Origin of the sequence: Stutzerimonas chloritidismutans (assembly GCF_051486945.1) — a bacterium.
Classification (GTDB): domain Bacteria; phylum Pseudomonadota; class Gammaproteobacteria; order Pseudomonadales; family Pseudomonadaceae; genus Stutzerimonas; species Stutzerimonas chloritidismutans_B.
The window spans coordinates 901,093-921,627 of the sequence record NZ_JAHVDX010000001.1 but is presented as its reverse complement, the minus strand read 5'-3'; the positions used below and the strand labels follow the sequence as shown (position 1 = coordinate 921,627).

16 protein-coding genes are annotated in these 20,535 nt (G+C 64.4%); 11 read left to right on the top strand and 5 right to left on the bottom strand.

The window, feature by feature from the left end; translation table 11 throughout:
- Positions 1 to 134 precede the first annotated feature (134 nt).
- Together KXR72_RS04055 and KXR72_RS04050 are read left to right on the top strand one after the other, a co-directional pair.
- On the top strand, positions 135 to 2,081 hold the full coding sequence (locus KXR72_RS04055) for a HAMP domain-containing methyl-accepting chemotaxis protein (RefSeq protein ID WP_437419817.1): 1,947 nt from the start codon (positions 135 to 137) through the stop codon (positions 2,079 to 2,081).
- Positions 2,082 to 2,378: 297 nt separating this feature from the next.
- Positions 2,379 to 3,695: an APC family permease gene (locus tag KXR72_RS04050; RefSeq protein WP_437419816.1), complete on the top strand. Its 1,317-nt coding sequence runs from the start codon at positions 2,379 to 2,381 to the stop codon at positions 3,693 to 3,695.
- Here KXR72_RS04050 and KXR72_RS04045 read toward each other — a convergent pair.
- Positions 3,692 to 4,732 carry a metal-dependent hydrolase gene (locus KXR72_RS04045; RefSeq protein WP_437419815.1) on the bottom strand — a complete coding sequence of 347 codons (1,041 nt, stop codon included), beginning with the start codon at positions 4,730 to 4,732 and terminating at the stop codon, positions 3,692 to 3,694. The two genes, KXR72_RS04050 and KXR72_RS04045, sit on opposite strands and share 4 nt — an antisense overlap.
- A 145-nt stretch (positions 4,733 to 4,877) precedes the next feature.
- Between KXR72_RS04045 and arfB the strand changes: the two genes are divergently transcribed.
- Positions 4,878 to 5,291, top strand: a complete 414-nt coding sequence (gene arfB, locus KXR72_RS04040) for an alternative ribosome rescue aminoacyl-tRNA hydrolase ArfB (protein WP_437419814.1) — start codon at positions 4,878 to 4,880, stop codon at positions 5,289 to 5,291.
- A 40-nt stretch (positions 5,292 to 5,331) separates the two neighbouring features.
- On the opposite strand, the gene KXR72_RS04035 is transcribed toward arfB, so the two are convergent.
- From KXR72_RS04035 to KXR72_RS04025, 3 genes are all read right to left on the bottom strand, one after another.
- Positions 5,332 to 6,642, bottom strand: a complete 1,311-nt coding sequence (locus KXR72_RS04035; protein ID WP_437419813.1) for an MFS transporter — start codon at positions 6,640 to 6,642, stop codon at positions 5,332 to 5,334.
- Positions 6,643 to 6,771: 129 nt separating this feature from the next.
- Positions 6,772 to 8,103: a DUF2254 domain-containing protein gene (locus tag KXR72_RS04030; RefSeq protein WP_437419812.1), complete on the bottom strand. Its 1,332-nt coding sequence runs from the start codon at positions 8,101 to 8,103 to the stop codon at positions 6,772 to 6,774.
- 76 nt (positions 8,104 to 8,179) lie between these two features.
- Positions 8,180 to 9,070 carry a LysR family transcriptional regulator gene (locus KXR72_RS04025; RefSeq protein WP_437419811.1) on the bottom strand — a complete coding sequence of 297 codons (891 nt, stop codon included), beginning with the start codon at positions 9,068 to 9,070 and terminating at the stop codon, positions 8,180 to 8,182.
- Positions 9,071 to 9,189: 119 nt separating this feature from the next.
- Between KXR72_RS04025 and KXR72_RS04020 the strand changes: the two genes are divergently transcribed.
- The 7 genes from KXR72_RS04020 to KXR72_RS03990 all read left to right on the top strand — a co-directional run bounded on the left by KXR72_RS04020 (position 9,190) and on the right by KXR72_RS03990 (position 16,784).
- A complete protein-coding gene (locus KXR72_RS04020) occupies positions 9,190 to 10,011 on the top strand; it encodes an FAS1-like dehydratase domain-containing protein (protein ID WP_437419810.1) in 822 nt (273 codons plus the stop codon).
- A gap of 237 nt (positions 10,012 to 10,248) precedes the next feature.
- Positions 10,249 to 11,412 carry an acyl-CoA dehydrogenase family protein gene (locus tag KXR72_RS04015; protein ID WP_437419809.1) on the top strand — a complete coding sequence of 388 codons (1,164 nt, stop codon included), beginning with the start codon at positions 10,249 to 10,251 and terminating at the stop codon, positions 11,410 to 11,412.
- 192 nt (positions 11,413 to 11,604) lie between these two features.
- A complete protein-coding gene (locus KXR72_RS04010) occupies positions 11,605 to 11,997 on the top strand; it encodes a VOC family protein (RefSeq protein WP_437419808.1) in 393 nt (130 codons plus the stop codon).
- Entirely contained in the window at positions 11,994 to 13,346 is a 1,353-nt protein-coding gene (locus KXR72_RS04005) for an MmgE/PrpD family protein (RefSeq protein ID WP_437419807.1), read from the top strand. Before KXR72_RS04010 ends, KXR72_RS04005 begins: the two co-directional genes overlap by 4 nt.
- A 218-nt stretch (positions 13,347 to 13,564) precedes the next feature.
- Complete coding sequence (locus KXR72_RS04000) at positions 13,565 to 14,770, top strand: CaiB/BaiF CoA transferase family protein (RefSeq protein ID WP_437419806.1); 1,206 nt, start codon at positions 13,565 to 13,567, stop codon at positions 14,768 to 14,770.
- A gap of 145 nt (positions 14,771 to 14,915) precedes the next feature.
- Positions 14,916 to 15,740, top strand: coding sequence for an HpcH/HpaI aldolase/citrate lyase family protein (locus KXR72_RS03995; protein WP_437419805.1), 825 nt, complete (start codon positions 14,916 to 14,918; stop codon positions 15,738 to 15,740).
- 54 nt (positions 15,741 to 15,794) lie between these two features.
- Positions 15,795 to 16,784: a TRAP transporter substrate-binding protein gene (locus KXR72_RS03990; protein WP_437419804.1), complete on the top strand. Its 990-nt coding sequence runs from the start codon at positions 15,795 to 15,797 to the stop codon at positions 16,782 to 16,784.
- Positions 16,785 to 16,839: 55 nt separating this feature from the next.
- Here KXR72_RS03990 and KXR72_RS03985 read toward each other — a convergent pair whose 3' ends face one another.
- A complete protein-coding gene (locus KXR72_RS03985) occupies positions 16,840 to 19,581 on the bottom strand; it encodes a S8 family peptidase (protein WP_437419803.1) in 2,742 nt (913 codons plus the stop codon).
- A 310-nt stretch (positions 19,582 to 19,891) separates the two neighbouring features.
- Here KXR72_RS03985 and KXR72_RS03980 point away from each other — a divergent pair, with 310 nt between their 5' ends.
- Positions 19,892 to 20,503, top strand: coding sequence for a LysE family translocator (locus KXR72_RS03980; protein WP_437419802.1), 612 nt, complete (start codon positions 19,892 to 19,894; stop codon positions 20,501 to 20,503).
- Positions 20,504 to 20,535: the final 32 nt, after the last annotated feature.

The window sequence follows — 20,535 nt, the reverse complement described above, 5'->3', positions numbered from 1 at the left end:
CGGCCTGTGACTGTCGATACGAGTTGCCGGCACTGTGCCATCAATGCCTGATTAAATCTGTCTGAATTCTTGTTCAACTTTCTCCGCCACCTGCCGACTCCTTGGGTGCGCCTCCCTTCAACTAGGAATTTCAGATGCAGTCCGATCTCTTCGCCAACCTTTCCGTAGGCAAGAAGCTGTTGCTTGGCTTCGCCATGGTCTTGTTGCTGACCCTGGGTGTCGCCGGCACCGGCTTCTATGCAGTGGACTCGATCCTGTCCCGTTCGTACCAGACGAACCAGCTCTCGCGCATCAACGCGGCGATCCTCGAAGCCCGCGGCCTGGAGCGCGACTACGCGCTGACCCGCAGCGAAGCCTCCGCGACAGCCCTGCGCAGCACACTGGACCGGCTCAACAACGAACTTGATGAGCTGACCGAGCGCTCCGACGAGCACGAGCAGGAACTGTTGCAGCGCATTCGCAGCGACGCCGCCGAATACGCCACGGAGTTTTCCGACTACGGCCGGCTGATCGACCGCGGCGCCCAACTGCGCGAGCGCATGGCCGAGGCGGCCCAGAAGAGTCGCGAAGAATTTGAATACATCGAGCTGGACATGTACGACGCGGTACGAGTGCTGCGTCTTGAGGGCGACCGCCTCAGAGGTAGCGACCCATTGACCATTGCCGAAGCAGCCTCAGGCCTGACCAAGAAAATCCTCGACCTGCGGACCTTCGAAAACGTCTTCATCGCCAACAACTCTGAGGAAGCGATCACCCGGTGGAGTGAAGCCTACGACGATGTGACCACCATCGGCACCAGCCTCAAGACCTGGCTCGACGACGACCAGAAGGCCACGATGGATGGTGCAATTGCCGCACTGGCCAGCTACAAACAGGCCTTCGACGAATTCCGCAACAGCCGTGCTTCGCGCATCGCGTTGGAGCAGGACATGGTCCGGCAGGCCCAGCGCATCCTCGATACCGCTAATGAGGCGCTTGGCGAGGCGACCGAGGCGATGCAGGCGCAGCGCAGCAACGCCTACATGCTGCTCGCCGTCATCGGGCTATTGGCGGTCGTCATCGGTATCGCCGCGGCGACGCTGATCTCGCGCATGATCGTCGTGCCGCTTCGCTACACCGTGCAGCTGGCGCAGCGCGTGGCCGATGGTGATCTGACCCAATCGCAAAAGGTGAGCCGTCGCGACGAGCTGGGCCAATTGCAGCACGCTATGTATGGCATGACCGACAGCCTTCGTGGATTGATTGGCCGAATTGGTGGCAGCGTTAGCCAGATCGCGACGGCGGCCGAGCAGCTGTCGGCTGTCACCGCGCAAACCAGCGCAGGCGTTCAGAAGCAGCGTGTCGAAACTGAACAGGTCGCCACGGCCATGCATGAGATGGCCGCGACTGTGCAGGAAGTCGCGCAGAATGCTGAGCAGGCGTCGCTGGCAGCGCGCGAAGCCGACCAGCAGGCTCGCCAGGGCGACCTGGTGGTGCAGGAAGCGATCGGCCAGATTGGCAGCCTGTCCGGTGAGGTCGAGCATTCGGCCCAGGCTATCGAGGAACTCAACAATGAAAGCGGGCGCATCGGCACTGTGCTCGAAGTGATTCGCGCCGTGGCCGAGCAGACCAACCTGCTAGCGCTGAACGCTGCGATCGAAGCGGCGCGTGCGGGTGAACAGGGTCGCGGTTTCGCCGTAGTGGCGGACGAGGTGCGCGCACTGGCGCGGCGCACGCACGACTCGACCGAGGAAATCGAAGGGCTGATCGGCAACCTGCAACGCGTCGCGCAGAAGGCGGTCGAGCAGATGCAGACCAGCCGCGACCTGACCCAACACACCGTCGACCTGGCCAACGAGGCCGGCAGCGCCTTGGGCCGCATCACCGAATCGGTGTCGACCATCGAGCAGATGAACCAGCAGATCGCAGCTGCAGCCGAGCAGCAAAGTGCCGTGGCCGAGAACATTTCCGAGAGCGTGACGCGCGTGCGTGACATCGGCGAGCAGAGCGCCAGCGGCAGCGAGCAGACCGCTGCTGCCAGCGCCGAGCTGGCCCGGCTTGGTGTCGAGTTGCAGGGCTTGGTGGCGCGCTTCCGCACCTGATCCTGTGGTTCCTCCCGTGGGAGCCGCGCACTCGAATGGGAGGTGGGTGCGGCTCCGGGGTAGAGCGCTTCGCCCCGAGGTTGGGGCTCCTACCGGGCGGTCTTTGGGATTCCCTAAAGGCCGTCCTGCAGTCGGCGATCCGTGGCCGAGTCCTGGCCTGTCATTTCCCGAGCTGAACTCCAGCGATCCCTCTTGGCTCTAGACATGTAACGCACATCGCGCTGCATGTTCTGGAGACGCCCGCTTGAAACCCCTTCCGTTCGCCCCCTGCCGCCGCACAGATGAGGCGCGCGCCAGATGAAAACCACGGCATTTGTCGCAGGTGAGTCCCGCCTCAAGCAGGCGATTACCGGCCCTGCATTGTTTCTGTTCATTCTTGGCGACGTGCTGGGTGCCGGCGTCTACGCGCTTGTCGGCAAGATTGCTGGCGAGGCGGGCGGAGCGGTCTGGGTGCCTTTGCTGGTTGCCCTGGGGTTCGCGCTGCTGACGGCGGCGTCCTACGCGGAGCTGGTCACCAAATACCCCAAGGCAGGTGGTGCGGCTGTGTTTGCCGAACGCGCTTTTGGCAAACCCCTGCTGTCGTTTCTGGTGGGGTTCAGCATGCTTGCGGCTGGCGTGACCAGTGCCGCCGGGCTGTCGCTGGCCTTCGCTGGTGACTACCTCGGCGCGTTTCTCGATACGCCGGCGGTGCCCACCGCGCTGGTCTTTCTGACCTTTGTCGCACTGCTCAATGCGCGAGGTATCAAGGAGTCGCTCGGGGCTAACGCGGTGATGACGGTCATCGAGGTGTCGGGGTTGCTGTTCGTGATCGTGCTGGCGGCTCGTTTTCTCCTCGGCGGGGCGGGCGAGCCCTCACGCGTTCTCGAATTCGCACCCGATGTGTCTCCCGCCATCGCGGTCCTCGGCGCTGCCTTGATCGCGTTCTATTCCTTCGTCGGTTTCGAGGTGTCGGCGAACGTTGCCGAAGAGGTCAAGAATGTCCAGCGCAACTACCCTCGCGCACTGTTCGGTGCACTGTTGGTGGCAGGGTTTGTGTATGTCGGTGTCGGCATGGCAGCGACCGCGGTGCTGCCGCCGGCAGTGTTGGCAGATTCTTCCGCGCCACTGCTCGATGTCGTACGGGCCACCGGCTATCGCGTACCGGACTGGCTGTTCGCCGCGGTGGCGCTGGTTGCGGTGGCCAATGGCGCGTTGCTGACGATGATCATGTCGAGCCGGCTGGCCTACGGAATGGCCGACGAGGGCTTGCTGCCTTCGGTGCTCACTCGTGTGCTGCCTGCGCGGCGTACACCCTGGCTGGCGATCATCGTCACCACGCTTCTAGCGATGATTCTGACTGTGACGGGCACGCTCCGCGCCCTGGCCGAGACCGTGGTGCTCTTGTTGCTGTTCGTCTTCATGTCCACAAACGTCGCCGTGTTGGTGCTGCGCAAGGACAGCGTCGCCACGCCGCACTTTCGCACCCCGACGGTTCTGCCCGTGTTGGCGATCCTGTCTTGCCTGGTGCTGTTGTCCCAGCAGAGCGCCGGCACCTGGCTGCGGGCGGCGCTGTTGATGGCTCTGGGTGCGGCGCTCTATGGCATTGGCCGCTGGCAGCAGCGGCGGCGCCCCTAGCGCCGCTCGAGTTCCGCTGCCCATTCGGCCAGCGGCAGGGCGGGCTGCTGAGCCCAGATGCGTCGCCAGATCAGCTTGAGCCGGTCCAGGTCGCCACGCTCGGCGGGCAGCCGCTCCACCTCGGAGATCAGCGCCCAGCCGTCGTCGCTACGCTCGGCCATGGGGAAACGGAACGGGTGAAAGCCGGTCATGCCCAGACGCAGGTCCGTCACCAGCAGGCGGTCGTCGATCTCGTCATAGCGCATCACGCCGCCGGTGAACCACTCCAGGCGGGCATGCTGCGGCGAGGCCGCGAGCGCGTCGGCGAGCCCGGCGCCACGGGGCAGGCGCACCAGTTGCGGTGGGTCCCGGTCGAACCAGCTGACCAGTGCCTCGTGGTAATCCTCGCCATCAATCACGATGACTCGCCACAGCAGGCTGTTGAAGGGCGTCGGGGTGCTAAAGACGCGCTCGGCCTGGATGCCTTGCTCAGCCATGGCGGCGTCGACACGATGCTCGGCCATCTGCTTGCCGGCCAGGGTGGAGCCCAGGTACAGCGTGGAAATAGCGAGTGCGACGATGGAAGGCGTAGGCTGGCGGCCCTTCATGCCGGCGAAGACGCTGATCAACACGGCCAACAGCAACGGTACGCTGTACAGCGGGTCGATGATGAACACGCTCGACCAGGCAACCGGCGGCGTGGTCAGCGGCCAGAACAGCTGGGTGCCATAGCTGGTGAAGGTGTCGAGCAACACATGGGTGACGAGCACCAGCCACACAGTGAGCAGGAGCCGGTTGGCGCTGTACGCTGGGTCGGGCCGTATCCGCCGCGCCAACCAGGTCAGCGCCACGGCCAACAGGCTGAGGACGAACAACGAGTGGCTGAAGCCGCGGTGGTAAGTCATGTTGGCGATGGCGTCGCCGAAGTCGAGCACGACGTCAAGGTCAGGCAGTGTGCCGAGTACGGCGCCGTAGAGCAGCGCCTTGCGGCCCTGCCAGCGCCCGAGTAGGGAGGCTTGAACGGTGGCGCCGAGAAGAGCCTGGGTGATCGAATCCATGCGTGGGTTCCGTCTGTTGCGAGCGGGCTACAGTAGCCGAAGCGGCCAGTCCTCATGTTCGGCAAATCTTGTTAAAACGTGTCGGGCGGGCGCGACTCGTCGACAATAAAGCGCCTTCGTACGTGGCGCCGACTCAGAGGGTTCGATGTTAGAAATTTCCAACAGCGTGCAGCTTCCCGATGCCGAGATCGAGCTGAACGCCATCCGATCCCAGGGCGCTGGCGGGCAGAACGTCAACAAGGTCTCCAGCGCAGTACACCTGCGTTTCGATATTCATGCCTCGTCATTGCCCGAGTTCTACAAGGAGCGCCTGCTGGCACTGCGCGACAGCCGCATCAACGGCGACGGCGTGATCGTCATCAAGGCCCAGCAGTTTCGTACGCAGGAGCAGAACCGCGCCGATGCCCTGGAGCGCCTCGCCGAACTGATCCGTAGCGTGAACAAGGTGGTGAAGGCGCGCCGCCCGACGCGTCCGACGCTGGGTTCGAAGACGCGCCGCCTGGATGGCAAGAGCAAGCGCGGCGCGATCAAGGCCGGGCGCGGCAAGGTGGACTACTGACACAGGGCGGACCTGCCGCTTGCCGGCAGGTTGCGCTCGATCAATGCGTTCCGGTACGGGGCTCGGCAGCCAGCTCCTCTTCGTCCCGCGGGACCTGGCCCTGATCCAGAACGTCCGCCTCGGCGACTTCGCCTTCCGGATTGTCCGGCATCAACTCCAGCACGGTTGGGCTGGTCCGCAGCATTGGCGTGAAGTGGCCGTGCGGCTCGGTGACAAGGTCGAAGACACGCCGCGCACGGAAGTATGAATACAGTGCGAGGAAGGCCAGCGTCACGGCGAAGAACACCGGCAAGGCCTTTGGCCCGAAGAAGCTCATCAGGCCACCCGCGACCACCGGGCCGAAGGCGGCGCCGAAGCCGTTGGCGAGCAACAGGCCGCTGGAGCCGGAGAGGATTTCGTCCGGATGCAACTGGTCGACCATCTGCGCGACGGCGATCGAATAGATCGAGAACGCAAGGCCGCCCCACAGGAACATCACGCCCAGCAGGGCAGGGCCAGCGGTGAGTGGCGTCATCGCCACTGCCAGCGCCGCGCCAACGCCCACCACCCACAGGAGTACCAGACGCCGGTCATGCTTGTCGGAGAAAAGCCCGATAGGCCACTGCAGCACGGCGCCGCCGAGGATGGTCACGCTCATCAGCAGGCCGACGCCAGAGGCATCGAAGCCGCTCTGTGACGCATACACAGGCGCCAGGCCCCAAAAACCGCCCAGGGTGAGCCCGGAGATACCAGCGGCCATCAACGGCAGCGGCGCGATACGCGCCAGTTGCAGCAGGTCGGTGGGCGGCATGTCCGGCTGTGCCGGCTGAGCCTGGCGGGTGAGGGTGATGGGCATCAGCGCGGCGCTGACGAGGATGGCGGCGAGCGCGAACAGCGTGAAGTTCATCGGGCTGTCCAGGCTCAGCAGCTGCTGAGCGGCGGCAAGCGCGCCGAGGTTGACGGCCATGTACACCGCGAACACCTGGCCGCGCTTCTCGCCACTGACCTGCGCGTTGAGCCAGCTTTCGATGACCATGTAAAGCGTGACCAGCGCGACGCCATACATCACCCTGAGCACCAGCCAGACCCAAGGGTTGACGATAATCACGTGTAGCAACACGGCGACCGAAGCGAGCGCGGCGTAAAAGGCGAAGGTGCGGATATGCCCGACCCGGCGGATCAGGGAGGGTGCCAGCCAGGTGCCGACAAGGAAGCCTGCGAAGTAGCCGGACATGAGCAGACCGATCAGGCCGGTCGAATACCCCTCGGCGACACCGCGCAGGGTGAGCAGTGTATTGAGCAGGCCGTGACCGAGCAGCAGCAAAGCTACTCCGCCCAGCAACGAACTGATGGGGGCAATCAAGGACTTCATGTCGAACAACCCTAGGCAAGTAATACGGTGATGGCAACCGGTTCGTCTGGCTGGCTGCCGTGAAACGTCAATCGCGGGCGCTGCGCCCCGCTGGGCTCCGCCCGTTGCTGCTTGGGCAGTTTTTCCCGGTCAGGATTCCGCGCATATCGTTTTTTCCAGCGGCCTATTGTGGCTAATGGCTTCGTTGAGCCGCTGTATGGCGGCGTCTATCGCCTCGCGGTCCGGTTGCTGGGCAATGTGCTCCAAAGCCTCGTCGACCACGGCTTGCGCATGCGCGAGCAAGACAGCTTCGGTCTCAGCACCCGGATCGCAAAACAGCAGGTTCTTGTAGCACTGCAGCAGGCTGAGCACGACCTGTGTATCGCCGGCGCCATAGTGGCGTGGTGGGCCCAGCACGGCCAGGAGCATCTGCGGCAGATCCAGCTCGCGGATGTATAGCCGAGGCGGCTCTTCGGGCTCGCAGGCAACATCGAAGTCTGGGAGCTTGAGGCGCTTGGCGAACAGCAGGCCAAGCATGTCGATGGCCTTGATCGCCGTACCCGGGTCGTTGATGCCGGGGCTGAGCGCCTTACTGGCGATTTCGGTGATCTGCTTGAAGCCAAAGAAGTAGTGCTGGTTCGCGTACTCCTCGACATAGAAATCAAAGGCATCGAGCAGCGTGTCGATCACTTCGTCGTCGGCTTCGCGATTGAGCCTGAACAAGGGGTGGCCGGGCATCACGAAAAAACCGTTGTGCACCTGGATGGTCATGCACAGGTCGTGCTCTTTCAGCAGTGCTTTGGCCGCTTCGCTGTTGAATGCCTTGAAGTAGCCGGCACGAGTCGAGCGGACCACCTTCCAGCCCCGGTCGTCCGGCCACTGCGGCTGGTCGCTCAGCTCATCGAGCTTGGCCTCCAGGACATCCAGTTCCTTTAGCGTCTTCTTGAAGAGGTTGTTGAGGATGAAGTCGACCTGGATCGACTGGGAAATCTCCCGGATGAACATGATGAAAAGGCACAGGCTGATGATGCCCAGCCCCAGCGCGAGAAAGATGCCAAGGCTGGGGATGTTGATGTCGTCGCCTTCCTGAATCGTGAGAATCAGCAGTAGCGAGTCGATGATCGTCCCAAGATAGATACCCAGGATGAACTGGTGATTGCGGCTGCTGATCAGGCTTGGAATCACACGCGGCGAGAGCGTCGAGGAGGCCGCGTTGAGCACCACCATCACCATGCTGAAGCTGAACACCATCAGCGAGATGATGCCGCCAACCAGCGTGCCGAGTATCAGCCTGGCGTTCTCGGCATTGTTGACCAGGCCGAGCTTGAGATCTTCCTTGTAGGCCTGCAGGTAAGTCATCTCTATCCAGATACTGACAACGCACAACAGCACCAGGCCGAGTGAAATCAGCGCGGGATAGAAGGCGATGCTGCTGACGATGCGCTGGTAGAGGCGAAACAGGCGGTTGTTCGGCGTGGCCATGCAGGGCTTCCAAGTTGCGATGCGTACCGGTTTCGGCAGTCGCCAGGCGCAAATGTTCGTCGAGCGCTGCAGTGGCTCAGGGTTTGGCCGGGGCGAGAGCGGCAATCAATGCGCGCACGCTACCGGGCAGGGCGTCGAATTCGCGGACGAGGATGCTGCGCTCGCGGATAGCCCAGGGCTCGTCGAGTTCGACCAGCGCCAGGCGCATCGTCCGGCTGTGCCGCTTGGCCGCAGATTCAGGAATGATGCCGATGCCGACTCCCGCCTCGATCATCCGGCACACCGCCTCGAAACTGGACAGCTGAATGCGTAGCGACAGAGTCGCGCCGAGGCGGTCCACCTGATCGCGCAGGAATGTCAGCAGCGTGCTGCCCTCATGCAAACCGATGTGCTGGTAGGCCAATGTTCGGCTCAGGTCGACGCGCGCTTCGCTGGCCAGCGGATGGCCGACCGGAACGGCCAACACCAGCCGGTCGGTGCTGAAGTGCAGCACCTCGAGCCCCTGCGCCTGGACCGGCCCGGCGATGATGCCGAGGTCGGTGCTGCCGTCGAGCACACCGCGCACGATGTCCCGGCTCAAGCGCTCCTGCAGGTCGACGGTCACGCCTGGCCGCTCGGCAAGAAAGCCCGCAAGAATCTCAGGCAGGAATTCAGTTACCGCCGTGGTGTTGGCAAAAATACGGATGTGACCCGCCGAATCGGCGCCGTGGTCGGTGAACTCGCTTTTCAGGTAATCGACCTGCCTGAGAATCAGCCGCGCGTGCTGCAGCAGCTTGTGTCCGGCCGGTGTGAGTTCGACGCCGCGGCTGTCGCGATAGAGCAGGCGGCTGTCGAGCTGCGCTTCCAGTGCCTTGATTCGCGCACTAGCCGCAGCAGGAGACAGGTGCGCCCGGCGCGCGCCCTGCGTCAGGCTTGGGCTTTCGGCGATATGGACGAACAGGCGCAGGTCGGGCAGATCGAAATGCATGGCGATACTCAGTGGGTTCGGCGTTCAGCATAGCCGAACGCCGGGGTCGGGAAATGCAAATTCACAGAATGCGAGGCGCGGCGCATGCTCTGGACACAACAACACAGCCGGAAGCCGAGATGACCGACGTCACCGCCTGGATAGGCCGCACCGAAGAAGTCCATGACCAGCTCAGCCGTAACCTGCTGATGCGCATCGCCGCCACCCTAGGCCAGGCCACGCCCGGCCATGGCGAAGCGCTCCCGCCCTTGTGGCAGTGGTGCTTCTTCCAGGAGCCGCTCGCCGAAACGGGGTTGGGGCAGGATGGGCACCCGGCCCGTGGCGGCTTCCTCCCGCCAGCGGATAACCGTAATCGGATGTGGGCCGGCGGGCGCGTCGAGTTCATCGAGCCGCTGCTGGCCGGGGCCGAGGCCACGCGCTTCTCCACCATTACGCGCATTGAGGAAAAGCGCGGCGGCACTGGTTCGCTCCTTTTCGTCACCGTACAGCACGACTACCTGCAGGATGGCCGCCTGGCCATTCGCGAGGAGCAGGACATCGTCTACCGCGAGCCGAGCCCGCCGAAGACCCGCAGCAGCGAAGCGCTGATCACTGGCAACTGGCGCGAAGCGGTGACACCGACCCCGACGCTGCTGTTTCGGTATTCGGCGGTGACCTTCAACGGCCATCGCATTCATTACGACTGGCCCTATGTCACCGAGACCGAAGGTTACGCCGGCCTGGTGGTGCATGGCCCGCTGATCGCCACGCTGAACCTGCGCGCGTTCTGCCGCGCCAACCCCGACGCCCGTCTGCGCCGCTTCACCTATCGCGGCCTGCGCCCGTTGGTGGTGCCGCAACCCTTCGAGGTGGGCGGGCGCATCGTTGCGCCGGGCAAGGCCGAGCTTTGGGCAGGCGACCACAACGGCTTGGCGCAGAAGGCTGAAGTGGAATTCGAGTGAGGTGTATGGCGGGACTCCGGCCCCTCACCCTAACCCTCTCCCCAAGGGGGAGAGGGGACTGATTTTGCAGGGTGGTCAGGGCCGCGCGAAATAGCCAGCCGGCCGGCTTCAAGATGATGGCGTTAGCAGTCGGCCCAGCCAAACGCCAAAAGCAGCCCCCTCTCCCTGAGGGAGAGGGCTGGGGTGAGGGGGAAGGTCGAGCCTACACACCATCGCCCGTTTTTCTAAGGAACCGAGATGAAACCGAACAAGACCGAAGAACTGAACTTCATCCGCGAAGGCGTGCGCGCCCTCTGCGCCGAATTCCCCGCCGACTACTGGCGCAAGCTCGACGAGGAGAAGGGCTTCCCGGAAGCCTTCGTCAAGGCGATGACCGAGGCCGGCTGGCTCTCAGCGATGATTCCAGAAGCATTCGGCGGCTCGGGGCTGGGTCTGGCCGAGGCCTCGGTGATCCTCGAGGAAGTGAACCGCTGCGGCGGCAACTCCGGGACCATCCACGGGCAGATGTACAACATGTTCACCTTGCTCAGAAACGGCAGCGAGGAGCAAAAGCGCTACTACCTGCCCAAGCTCGCCAGCGGCGAGCTGCGCCTGCAGTCCATGGGCGTGACTGAGCCGACCACCGGCACCGACACGACGAAAATCAAGACCACGGCGGTGAAGCAGGGCGACAAGTACGTCATCAATGGCCAGAAGGTGTGGATCTCGCGCATCCAGCATTCGGACCTGATGATCCTCCTGGCGCGCACCACGCCGCTCGCCGAGGTAAAGAAAAAGTCCGAGGGCATGTCGATATTTCTCGTCGACCTGCGCGAGGCCATCGGCAACGGCCTGACCGTCCAGCCGATCGCCAACATGGTCAATCACGAGACCAATGAGCTGTTCTTCGACAACCTGGAAATTCCCGCCAGCAGCCTGATCGGCGAGGAGGGCAAGGGCTTTCGCTATATCCTCGACGGCCTGAATGCTGAGCGCACGCTGATCGCCGCCGAGTGCATCGGCGACGGTCGCTGGTTCATCGAGAAATCCGCGCAGTACGCGCGCGATCGCGTCGTGTTCGGCCGGCCCATCGGGCAGAACCAGGGGGTGCAGTTTCCCATTGCCGAGGCGCATATCGAGGTGGAAGCGGCCGACCTGATGCGCTGGCGCGCCTGTGAGGAATACGACAGCGGGCGCAACGCCGGAGCCGCGGCCAACATGGCCAAGTACCTGGCGGCCAAGGCCAGTTGGGAGGCTGCCAACGCCTGTCTGCAGACCCACGGCGGTTTTGGTTTCGCCAATGAATACGACGTCGAACGCAAATTCCGCGAGACCCGGCTGTACCAGGTCGCGCCCATCTCCACCAACCTGATCCTGTCGTACGTGGCCGAGCACCTGCTCGAGCTGCCGCGCAGTTTTTGAGGGCGATTGTAGGAGCGAGCTTGCTCGCGAACGAGGTGCAAGGACGGCTTCGCGAGCAAGCTCGCTCCTACAGGTAAGCAACAGGACCGTAGGGTGGAAACGACCGTAGGTCTTTTCCACGCGTATCGAACAGGCGACACAGGTCGTGGAAATGCTTCGCGATTTCCACCCTACGAAAGAGGGACGTGCGTCATGAATATCAGCCACCTCGACCATCTGGTCCTCACCGTCGCCGACCTCGACGCAACGGTCGACTTTTATACCCGCGTGCTCGGCATGCAGGCGGTGACCTTCGGCGAGGGCCGCAAGGCGCTGGCCTTCGGCAACCAGAAAATCAACCTGCACCAGGCCGGCCGCGAATTCGAGCCCAAGGCCGCGCGGCCGACGCCGGGTTCGGCTGACCTGTGCTTTATCGTCGCCACGCCGCTGGAGCAGGTGATCGCGCATCTTGAAGTGCAGCAGGTCGCCATCGTCGAAGGCCCGGTCAAGCGCACCGGGGCGACCGGCCTGATCCGCTCGGTGTATCTGCGCGACCCTGACCACAACCTCATCGAACTGTCGAACCCGCTGGAGCTTCCCGCATGAGCCAACACACCCGCGCGCTCACCGAATTCCTCGCCGGGCTGCGTTACGAGCAGATTCCTGACGCGGTGCTGGCCCGCACCGAAGACCTGTTTCTCGACTGGCTCGGCTCGGCCCTCGCCAGCCACGGCGCGCACCCCATTCCCTTGTTCGAACGCTACGCACAGACGATGGGCCCGGCGGACGGTCCGTCACGCATTTTGGTCAATCGTCGCGGCAGCTCGGCCTATTTCGCCGCGCTGATCAACGCCGCCAGCTCGCATCTGGTCGAGCAGGATGACCTGCACAACAGCTCGGTGCTGCACCCGGCTACCGTGGTCTTCCCGGCGGCGCTGGCGGCGGCGCAACACCTGGGCAAGTCTGGTCGCGACCTCTTGCTGGCATCGGTCGCCGGCTACGAGGCGGGCATCCGTATCGGCGAATTCCTTGGCCGCTCGCACTACCGCATCTTTCACACCACGGCGACGGTCGGCACGCTGGCCGCAGCCGTGGCGGTCGGCAAGCTGATGGACTTCGATCAGCGGCAGTTCACTCACCTGCACGGTAATGCGGGTACGCAGGCGGCCGGGCTTTGGGAGTTTCTCCGTGACGCGGCGGATTCCAAGCAGCTGCACACCGCCAAGGCGGCTGCCGATGGGTTGCTCGCCGCCTATCTGACGCGTGACGGGCTGACCGGCGCGCAGGACATCCTTGAAGGCGAGCAGGGCATGGCCGCCGGTATGTCCAGTGATGCCGACCCGAGCAGGCTGTCCGACCGCCTCGGCATGCGCTGGGCGCTGGCCGAAACCTCGTTCAAATTCCACGCCTCCTGCCGCCACACGCACCCGGCGGCCGATGCACTGCTCGAGTTGATGCAGCGCGAAGGGCTCGGGGCCGATGACATCGCCTCGATCACCACCCGTGTGCACCAGGGCGCGATCGACGTGCTGGGCCGTGTGACGGAGCCGCAAACGGTGCATCAGGCGAAGTTTTCCATGGGCACCGTGCTGGGGCTGATCGCCCTGTACGGCAAGGCCGGCCTGACCGAATTCCACAGCCATGCGCTCAGCGACCCGCGCGTCGGCCAGTTCCGCGAGAAGGTCTCGATGACGCTCGATCCCGAGGTGGATGGCGCCTACCCGGCACGCTGGCTCGGTCGCGTCGAAGTGATCACCGCTGATGGCCGCACGCTGCACGGCGCCATCGACGAGCCGAAGGGCGACCCGGGCAACACGCTGAGCCGCGCCGAGCTGGAGGACAAATTTCGCCGCCTGGTGCAGTTCTCCGCGGCGCGCAGCGATGACGAGGCGGGCGTGCTGATCGACACGGTCTGGCGGTTGCGCGAAACAGATGATCTTGGCGTTATCGCGTGAGCCTAGGCAATACAGAACCTGTAGGAGCGAGCTTGCTCGCGAAGCCTGTCCTCGCTGATCGCGAGCAAGCTCGCTCCTACTAAACGGCAAGAATCGTAGGGTGGATGACGGCGAAGCCTCATCCACCAGAGTGACGCCAGAGTCCCCAGGGGCTGGAACAGACGCGTGGAAAAGGCGTTGCCGTTTTCCACCCTACGCCGAATTTGCAGGAACCGAACATGACCGACACCCAAGCCCAACCCCGCCCCCTCGACGGCATCACCGTGGTCAGCCTTGAGCACGCCATCGCCGCGCCGTTCTGCACTCGTCAGTTGGCCGATCTCGGGGCGCGCGTGATCAAAGTCGAGCGCCCGGGCGTGGGCGATTTCGCACGCGGCTATGACGAACGGGTAAGCGGCCTGGCGTCGCATTTCGTCTGGACCAATCGCTCAAAGGAAAGCGTCGCGCTGGACCTCAAGGCGCCCGAGGCCGGCGACGTGCTCGATGCGCTGCTGGCGCGCGCCGACGTGCTGGTGCAGAACCTCGCGCCGGGCGCCGCCGCGCGCATGGGGCTGTCGTTCGAGGCGTTGCACGAGCGATTCCCCCGGCTGATCGTCTGTGACATCTCCGGCTATGGCGAAGGTGGCCCCTACGAGCAAAAGAAGGCCTACGACCTCCTGATCCAGAGCGAAGGCGGCTTCCTGTCGGTGACTGGCGGGCCGGGCGAGAACGAGATGGCCAAGGCCGGGTGTTCCATCGCCGACATCGCCGCCGGCATGTACGCCTACACCGGCGTGCTCTCGGCGCTGATGTTGCGCGACAAAACGGGCGAGGGTAGCCGCGTCGACGTCTCCATGCTCGAAAGCCTGGTCGAGTGGATGGGCTACCCCATGTATTACGCCTACGAGGGTGCGCCGCCGCCCCCGCGCGCGGGCGCCGCGCATTCCACCATCTACCCGTACGGGCCGTTTCCCGCAGGCGATGGCGGCACCGTCATGCTGGGATTGCAGAACGAGCGGGAGTGGCGGCTGTTCTGTGAGAAGGTCCTGCTGCAGCCGGCGCTGGCGGGGGATGATCGCTTTTCAACGAACGCGAGACGTTCGGAAAACCGCGCCGAACTCCGCGCCATCATCGTCGAGACCTTTGCCCAGCTGACGGCCGAGCAGGTGATCGAGCGCCTGGAGGCGGCCTCGATCGCCAATGCACACGTCAACGACATGGCGGGTGTTTGGGCACACCCGCAGTTGAAGGCGCGCGGGCGCTGGAGCGAAGTGGACAGCCCGTCAGGACGCGTGCCGGCCTTGTTGCCCCCTGGTCGCAACGCCGCGTTTACGCCACGCATGGATCCGATCCCGGCGCTCGGTCAGCACACCGACACGTTGCTCGCGGAACTGGGTTACGCGCCGGCCGATATTCAGCGTCTGCATGAGCAGGGCGCGGTATGAAGGCCTTGGTAGGGCAGCCGCACCCTGTGGGGTCGGAGGCTCAGCGCATCCCGCACTGCATGGTCCCGCTCATGACGGTGCGTCCCGCCGTGGCAATGGTGGTGGGTTGCCTGCGCCCTACGAACCCATCTGAAAAGGTACGTCTATGACTCGCATAATCCGCACTGCGTTGTTCGTTCCGGCGAGCCGCCCGGAGCGCATTCCCAAGGCGCTGGCGGCGGGCGCTGACGCGGTCATCGTCGACCTTGAGGACGCAGTCGCGGAGCATCTCAAGGCCGAGGCTCGAGGCAACCTTGACGCCTTCCTGGCTGCCACGCCGGAGGCTCGCGTTCTGGTGCGCATCAACGCACCGACGCATGCCGAACAGGCCGCGGACCTGGCGCTTTGCGCCCGCCATTCCGGAGTCGCCGGTGTGTTGCTGCCCAAAGTCGAAAGCGCCGTGCAGGTCGCCCTGGCCGCAGCCTGCGGCAGGCCGGTGTGGCCGATCGTGGAAAGCGCACGCGGGCTGGCCAACCTTGCCGAAATTGCCCAGGCGCCCGGCGTCGAGCGGCTGTCCTTCGGCTCGCTGGACCTTGGGCTCGATCTGGGATTGTCCAGCGGCACTGCCGCAGCCGAACGCATCCTCGACCAGGCGCGCTATGCGCTGCTGCTGCAGTCCAGGCTTGCCGGGCTGGCTCCGCCGCTCGACAGCGTATTTCCCGACATCAAGGACCTCCCTGGCCTTGCCCGGTTCGCCGCCGACGCCCGCGACATGGGCTTCGGCGGGTTGCTGTGCATTCACCCCAGCCAGGTCGCTGTGGTGCACGAAACGCTGATGCCCAGCGTCGATGAACTGGCCTGGGCGCAACGCGTCCTCGCGGCCGGTGCATCCGGTGATGGGGTCTTCGTGGTGGATGGGCAGATGGTCGATGCGCCTGTCGTCGGCCGGGCCCGCCGCCTGCTCCAACGTGCGGGGCAAGCGGTCCCCTGACCGTCGCAACGCCCGCGAAACGTACCAACCGACAACAACAAAAGGGGTACTTCCATGCTGAGCAACAAACTCAAGGCGCTCGCCTGCGCGCTGTCGTTCACTCTCGCAGGCTTCGCGCAAGCGGAGCCGATCACCATCAAGTTCTCTCACGTCGTGGCGGACAATACGCCAAAGGGGCAGGGCGCCCTGCTGTTCAAGAAGCTTGCCGAGGAGCGCCTGCCGGGTAAGGTGAGGGTCGAGGTCTATCCGAACTCGTCGCTGTTCGGTGACGGCAAGGAAATGGAGGCGTTGCTGATCGGCGATGTCCAGCTGTTGGCACCCTCGTTAGCCAAGTTCGAACAGTACGCCAAGCCAATCCAGATCTTCGACCTGCCGTTCCTGTTCGATGATCTGGCTGCCGCCGATCGCTTCCAGAGCAGCCCGCAGGGCAAGGCGCTGCTGACGTCCATGGAGGGCAAGAACATCACTGGCCTGGCCTATTGGCACAACGGCACCAAGCAAATGTCGGCCAACAAGCCACTGCGCGAACCCAAGGATGCGCGCGGGCTGAAGTTTCGTGTGCAGGCTTCGCAGGTGCTCGAAGAGCAGTTCAAAGCCGTGCGTGCCAACCCACGCAAGATGAGCTTTGCCGAGGTCTATCAGGGCCTGCAGACCGGCGTGGTCAATGGCACCGAGAACACCTGGTCCAATTACGAAAGCCAGAAGGTGCATGAGGTGCAAAAGTACATCACCGAGTCCGACCATGGCCTGATCGATTACATGGTGATCACCAATACCCAGTTCTGGCGTGGCTTGCCCGAGGATGTCCGCAGCGAGCTGGAACAGATCATGGCCGAGGTGACGGTGGAGGTGAACCGCCAGGCCGACGAGCTCAACCAGAAGGCCAAGCGCGCCATCGCCGATTCCGGCAAGAGTGAGATCATCCAGCTGACCCCGGCACAGCGCGCCGAATGGCGTGAGGCGATGCGCCCGGTATGGACGAAGTTCGAAAACGAAATCGGCGCCGATCTGATCAAGGCGGCCGAGGCCGCGAACAGGCCTTGAGGTCGGTTTCGCCGGATGTCGCCGAGCTGGGGCCCGGTGGCATCCGGCGGGGCCGTTAGTACGTCATGCCGGCGTTGATCATCAGCATCAGGTCGTCGTTGCCCGCTTCGTTGTTGTAGTCCTCGATGCGCAGCAGGCTGCCCTTGAAGGTGATCGCCCAGACCGGCACGTCGTAGCGGAAGAACATCTCGTATTCCATGTGCCGGCCGCTCGCGTCCAGGTTCAGGTCGACCCGTTTCCAGCTGACGCTGTTATCGGGATTGATGCCGGTCGGTAGCGTTGTCGAGAGCGTGCCGTCCTTCATCCGCAGGGGTTGGTAGGCGAGCGCGCCGAGCTGCCAGCCAGTGGCCGGTCGACCGATGACGCCCAGCGTGAAGCTGTCGCTGTTCAAACGGCCGGCCTGCATCCAGCCGGAGCCAGCGAGCCGCGTCTGCCCGTGGTTGTAACGCCCGTAGAGCTGCCAGTCTTCATTCAACGGCAACGCCAGGTTCAGGCCGCTGAACAGGGTTCGTGCCTGCCCGTTGCTCAACAGGCCATCGCTTTGCGTACCGAGCAGCCGGTTCTCTTCATTCAGTACGCCCACCTGTACGCTGGCGGCCAGCCCAGACGGTGCGACGTAGCCCCATTCGGTCTGCACGCTCTGTTGCAGGTCGGATCCCTTGCGCTCGGCAAAATGCGGCGCCTCGCCGGCCTGAACCTGCACGCCGCCATGCCAGCGGCTGCCGAGTTGCCAATGCATGCCGGCGCCACTCGCGCGTTCATCCAGACTCAGGTAGGGGTTGCCCAGTGCACGCGTAAGGCTGGCGTATTTAAGTGACGGTGCCAGGGTCGCGAGGCCTTGGTTCCAGGAGGGATCGGTGTTGAAGCTGGCGGTCATCGAAAGGTCGGGACCCAGCGGCTGCCACGCCTGGACTTCGCCGAGTGCCGCGAGCCCGCTGCCTTCGCTACCCGCCGTGAAATCCAGGCGCAGGCCACCCTCGGTGGCCAACGATTGCACGCGGTATTCCTGGTCGAAACGCGCGAGGTAGCCGTCTGTGTCGATGCGGGTGCGGTCGGCCTGGGTGTTGCCGCTGAGAACGGTGCCGCTGTAGATGAACGGTGCATCCAGGCTGTCCTTGAGGACCAGGCTGACCTTGGCGAGCGAGTCGCGGATGGCGCTGCCCATCGCCGAGCTTTCGCTCAGCACGCTCGTACTGAAGGGCACGATCCTCCCGCTGCTGGTTTCGATCATTAACGCGCCGATCGGCTGCGTGGCAGCGTTCAGGTCCATCAAGCCCTGGCCGTAGACTGCCTGATTGGAGTAGGGCCCGGTCTTGCTGGCCGACACGAGCAAGCGCTGGACGATCTGCTCGGCACTGAGCGTTGGAAACCGGTCCATCAGCAGGGCGACCCCGCCGCTGACCTGCGGTGCGGCGATGGAGGTGCCCGCGACCCACTGCGGTTGGCCGTCTGCGCCGACATCGACAACGACCTGCCCGGGCGCGGCGATGCACCAGGCCGCGGCATCGCCGCAGCGGTTCGAGTAGCTGGAGATGTTGCCCGCCGACGTGCCGAGGTTGTCGACCGCGACCACGGCCAACCACTGGCCTTGCAGCCCCGGCACCAGCACGGGCAGTGCGGCGAGTGAGCTGGGCTGGCTGTCGGCGCTGTTACCCGCCGCCCACACGTAGACGATGCCGGCATCGACACCTTGCTGGTAGATCGGGCCGAAGTGATCGCGTACCCAGGCCCCGCCGTCGGCATTGTCCTCGATGCGAGAGGTTCCGCCGCCGGCGCGGGTCAGGCTCCAGCTGTTGTTTGAAACGCGCGCGCCGTACTGGATTTCCCGGGCGACCTGGTCGCGGTCGCTCAGCGCGCCACTACCCAATACCCGGATCGGCAGTAGCTTGGCGTCATAGGCCACGCCATGCCCGGCCGACTCGTTCTTCTCCGCGGCCAGGGCCTTGGCCACAGCCGTACCGTGGGTGCCGGTGTCGGACATCCGTTCGCCCCCATCGGTAACGTAGTCGCCACCGGGGGCGATCTGGTTGCGTAGCTCGGGGGCGTCGATATCGACGCCCGTGTCCTTCACGGCGACGATTATCCCTTCGCCTGTGGCACCACGCGCGTAGGCATGGTCGGCCCCAAGGATCGAAAGATGGTTGGCGCGGTTGAATTCGGCCGTCCGAAAATCTTCCGGGACGGCGACCCGAGGCGGCTCGGGTGCCGGTTCCGGTTCGGGCGTAGGATCCGGTTCGGGGGCTGGGTCTGGGGTCGGCGTTGGTTGTGGCTCAGGCTCAGGCGTTGGCGTTGGCGTTGGCGTTGGCGTAGGTGCAGGGTCGGGTGTCGGTGCTGGCGTGGGTTCTGGCTCGGGCAGCGGAGCAGGCCGGGCGTTTTCCACGGGAGCTGGCCGGTCGTCGTCAGAGTGGCGGCGGGCCACCAGCGCGGCGGCCGTCACCACGGTTCCGGCGGCTATGAGCCCGCGACCCCGAGGCGTCTGGAACCAGGCGATACGTTCCTGCTCACTGGCCTTGGCGATGCTGGCCAGCAGCGCCTGGCGTTCAGGACTGGCCTCCTGACCGAGGTACTGTACGAGCGTGCTGCGATATTCCGGGAAGATCTCGAGCGCCGGTTCGACTTGCAGGCGCAGCAGCGAATCGGGCAGCTCGTACAGGCGGACGAACTCCTGCTGGATTTCCGGCATCAGCTCGGGCGGTGGCAAAGGCGTGCCCCAGGCTGGGGTGCAAAGGGCCAGGCCGAGCAGCGTTCGAACTGTCAGCCTACCGGGTGCATAAGGCCGGCCTTTAGCGTGGTCCATGCAGAAGCTCCTGTTGTTTTTTGATCAAGGCTGCCCGGCAGCAGCAAGCGGTGCGCCACTTGTTTGGCGTATCGATAGGGATGAGTCGGTTTTGTGACGTAAGGCGTGGGGCGGGTTTCAAGAAGGCGAAGCGGTTAACGAAGCGGGCTGTTCACGCGGCGAGGCTGGCTTTGTCTGTAGGCTGACGAACTGACCTGAATGGTCAGTTTTGCCGGCGTTGCGACAGCGCGGAATGTGCACCGAAACCGGTACGTTTCAGTACATACATATGGTCTAGGCTTGCTTGGCCCCCTTTGAGCGAGGTTCGCCGATGCCAAACCCTGAATTTCTGCTGACCGCACTGATCGTCGTGCTCATTCCCGGTACGGGCGTGCTGTACACAGTGTCGGTCGGGCTAATGCTGGGGCGCCGCGCCAGCTTCTTCGCGGCGCTGGGCTGCACGCTTGGCATATTGCCGGCACTGGGCGCCAGCCTGCTTGGCCTGGCGCTCGTGCTGCATCTCAGCGCAGTGGCATTTCAGGTGGTGAAGTTCTTTGGCGTCGCCTACCTGCTGTATCTCGCCTGGACCATGTGGCGCGATATGGGTGCTCTAGCGGGCCCTGTCGCAGGAAGCGGCGCGCTCTGGCGAGTGGCGTTGCGCGGGCTGCCGATCAATATCCTCAACCCTAAGCTATCGATCTTCTTTCTCGCCTTTCTGCCGCAGTTCGTTGACCCGCATGCGGGCGGAGCGACCGTTCAGATGCTGACGCTGGGTGGCGTGTTCATGGCGATGACCTTCGTTGTGTTCGTTATCTACGGCCTGCTTGCCGGACGGTTGCGCGAGCGGGTAATCGGTTCACCACGAGCCTTGGCGTGGTTGCGACGCAGCTTTGCGGTCGCTTTCGCCGCGCTGGGCGCACGGCTGGCGCTTGCCGAGCGATAGGCGTGAGTACGCCTCATCCCGCAACCGGTGCG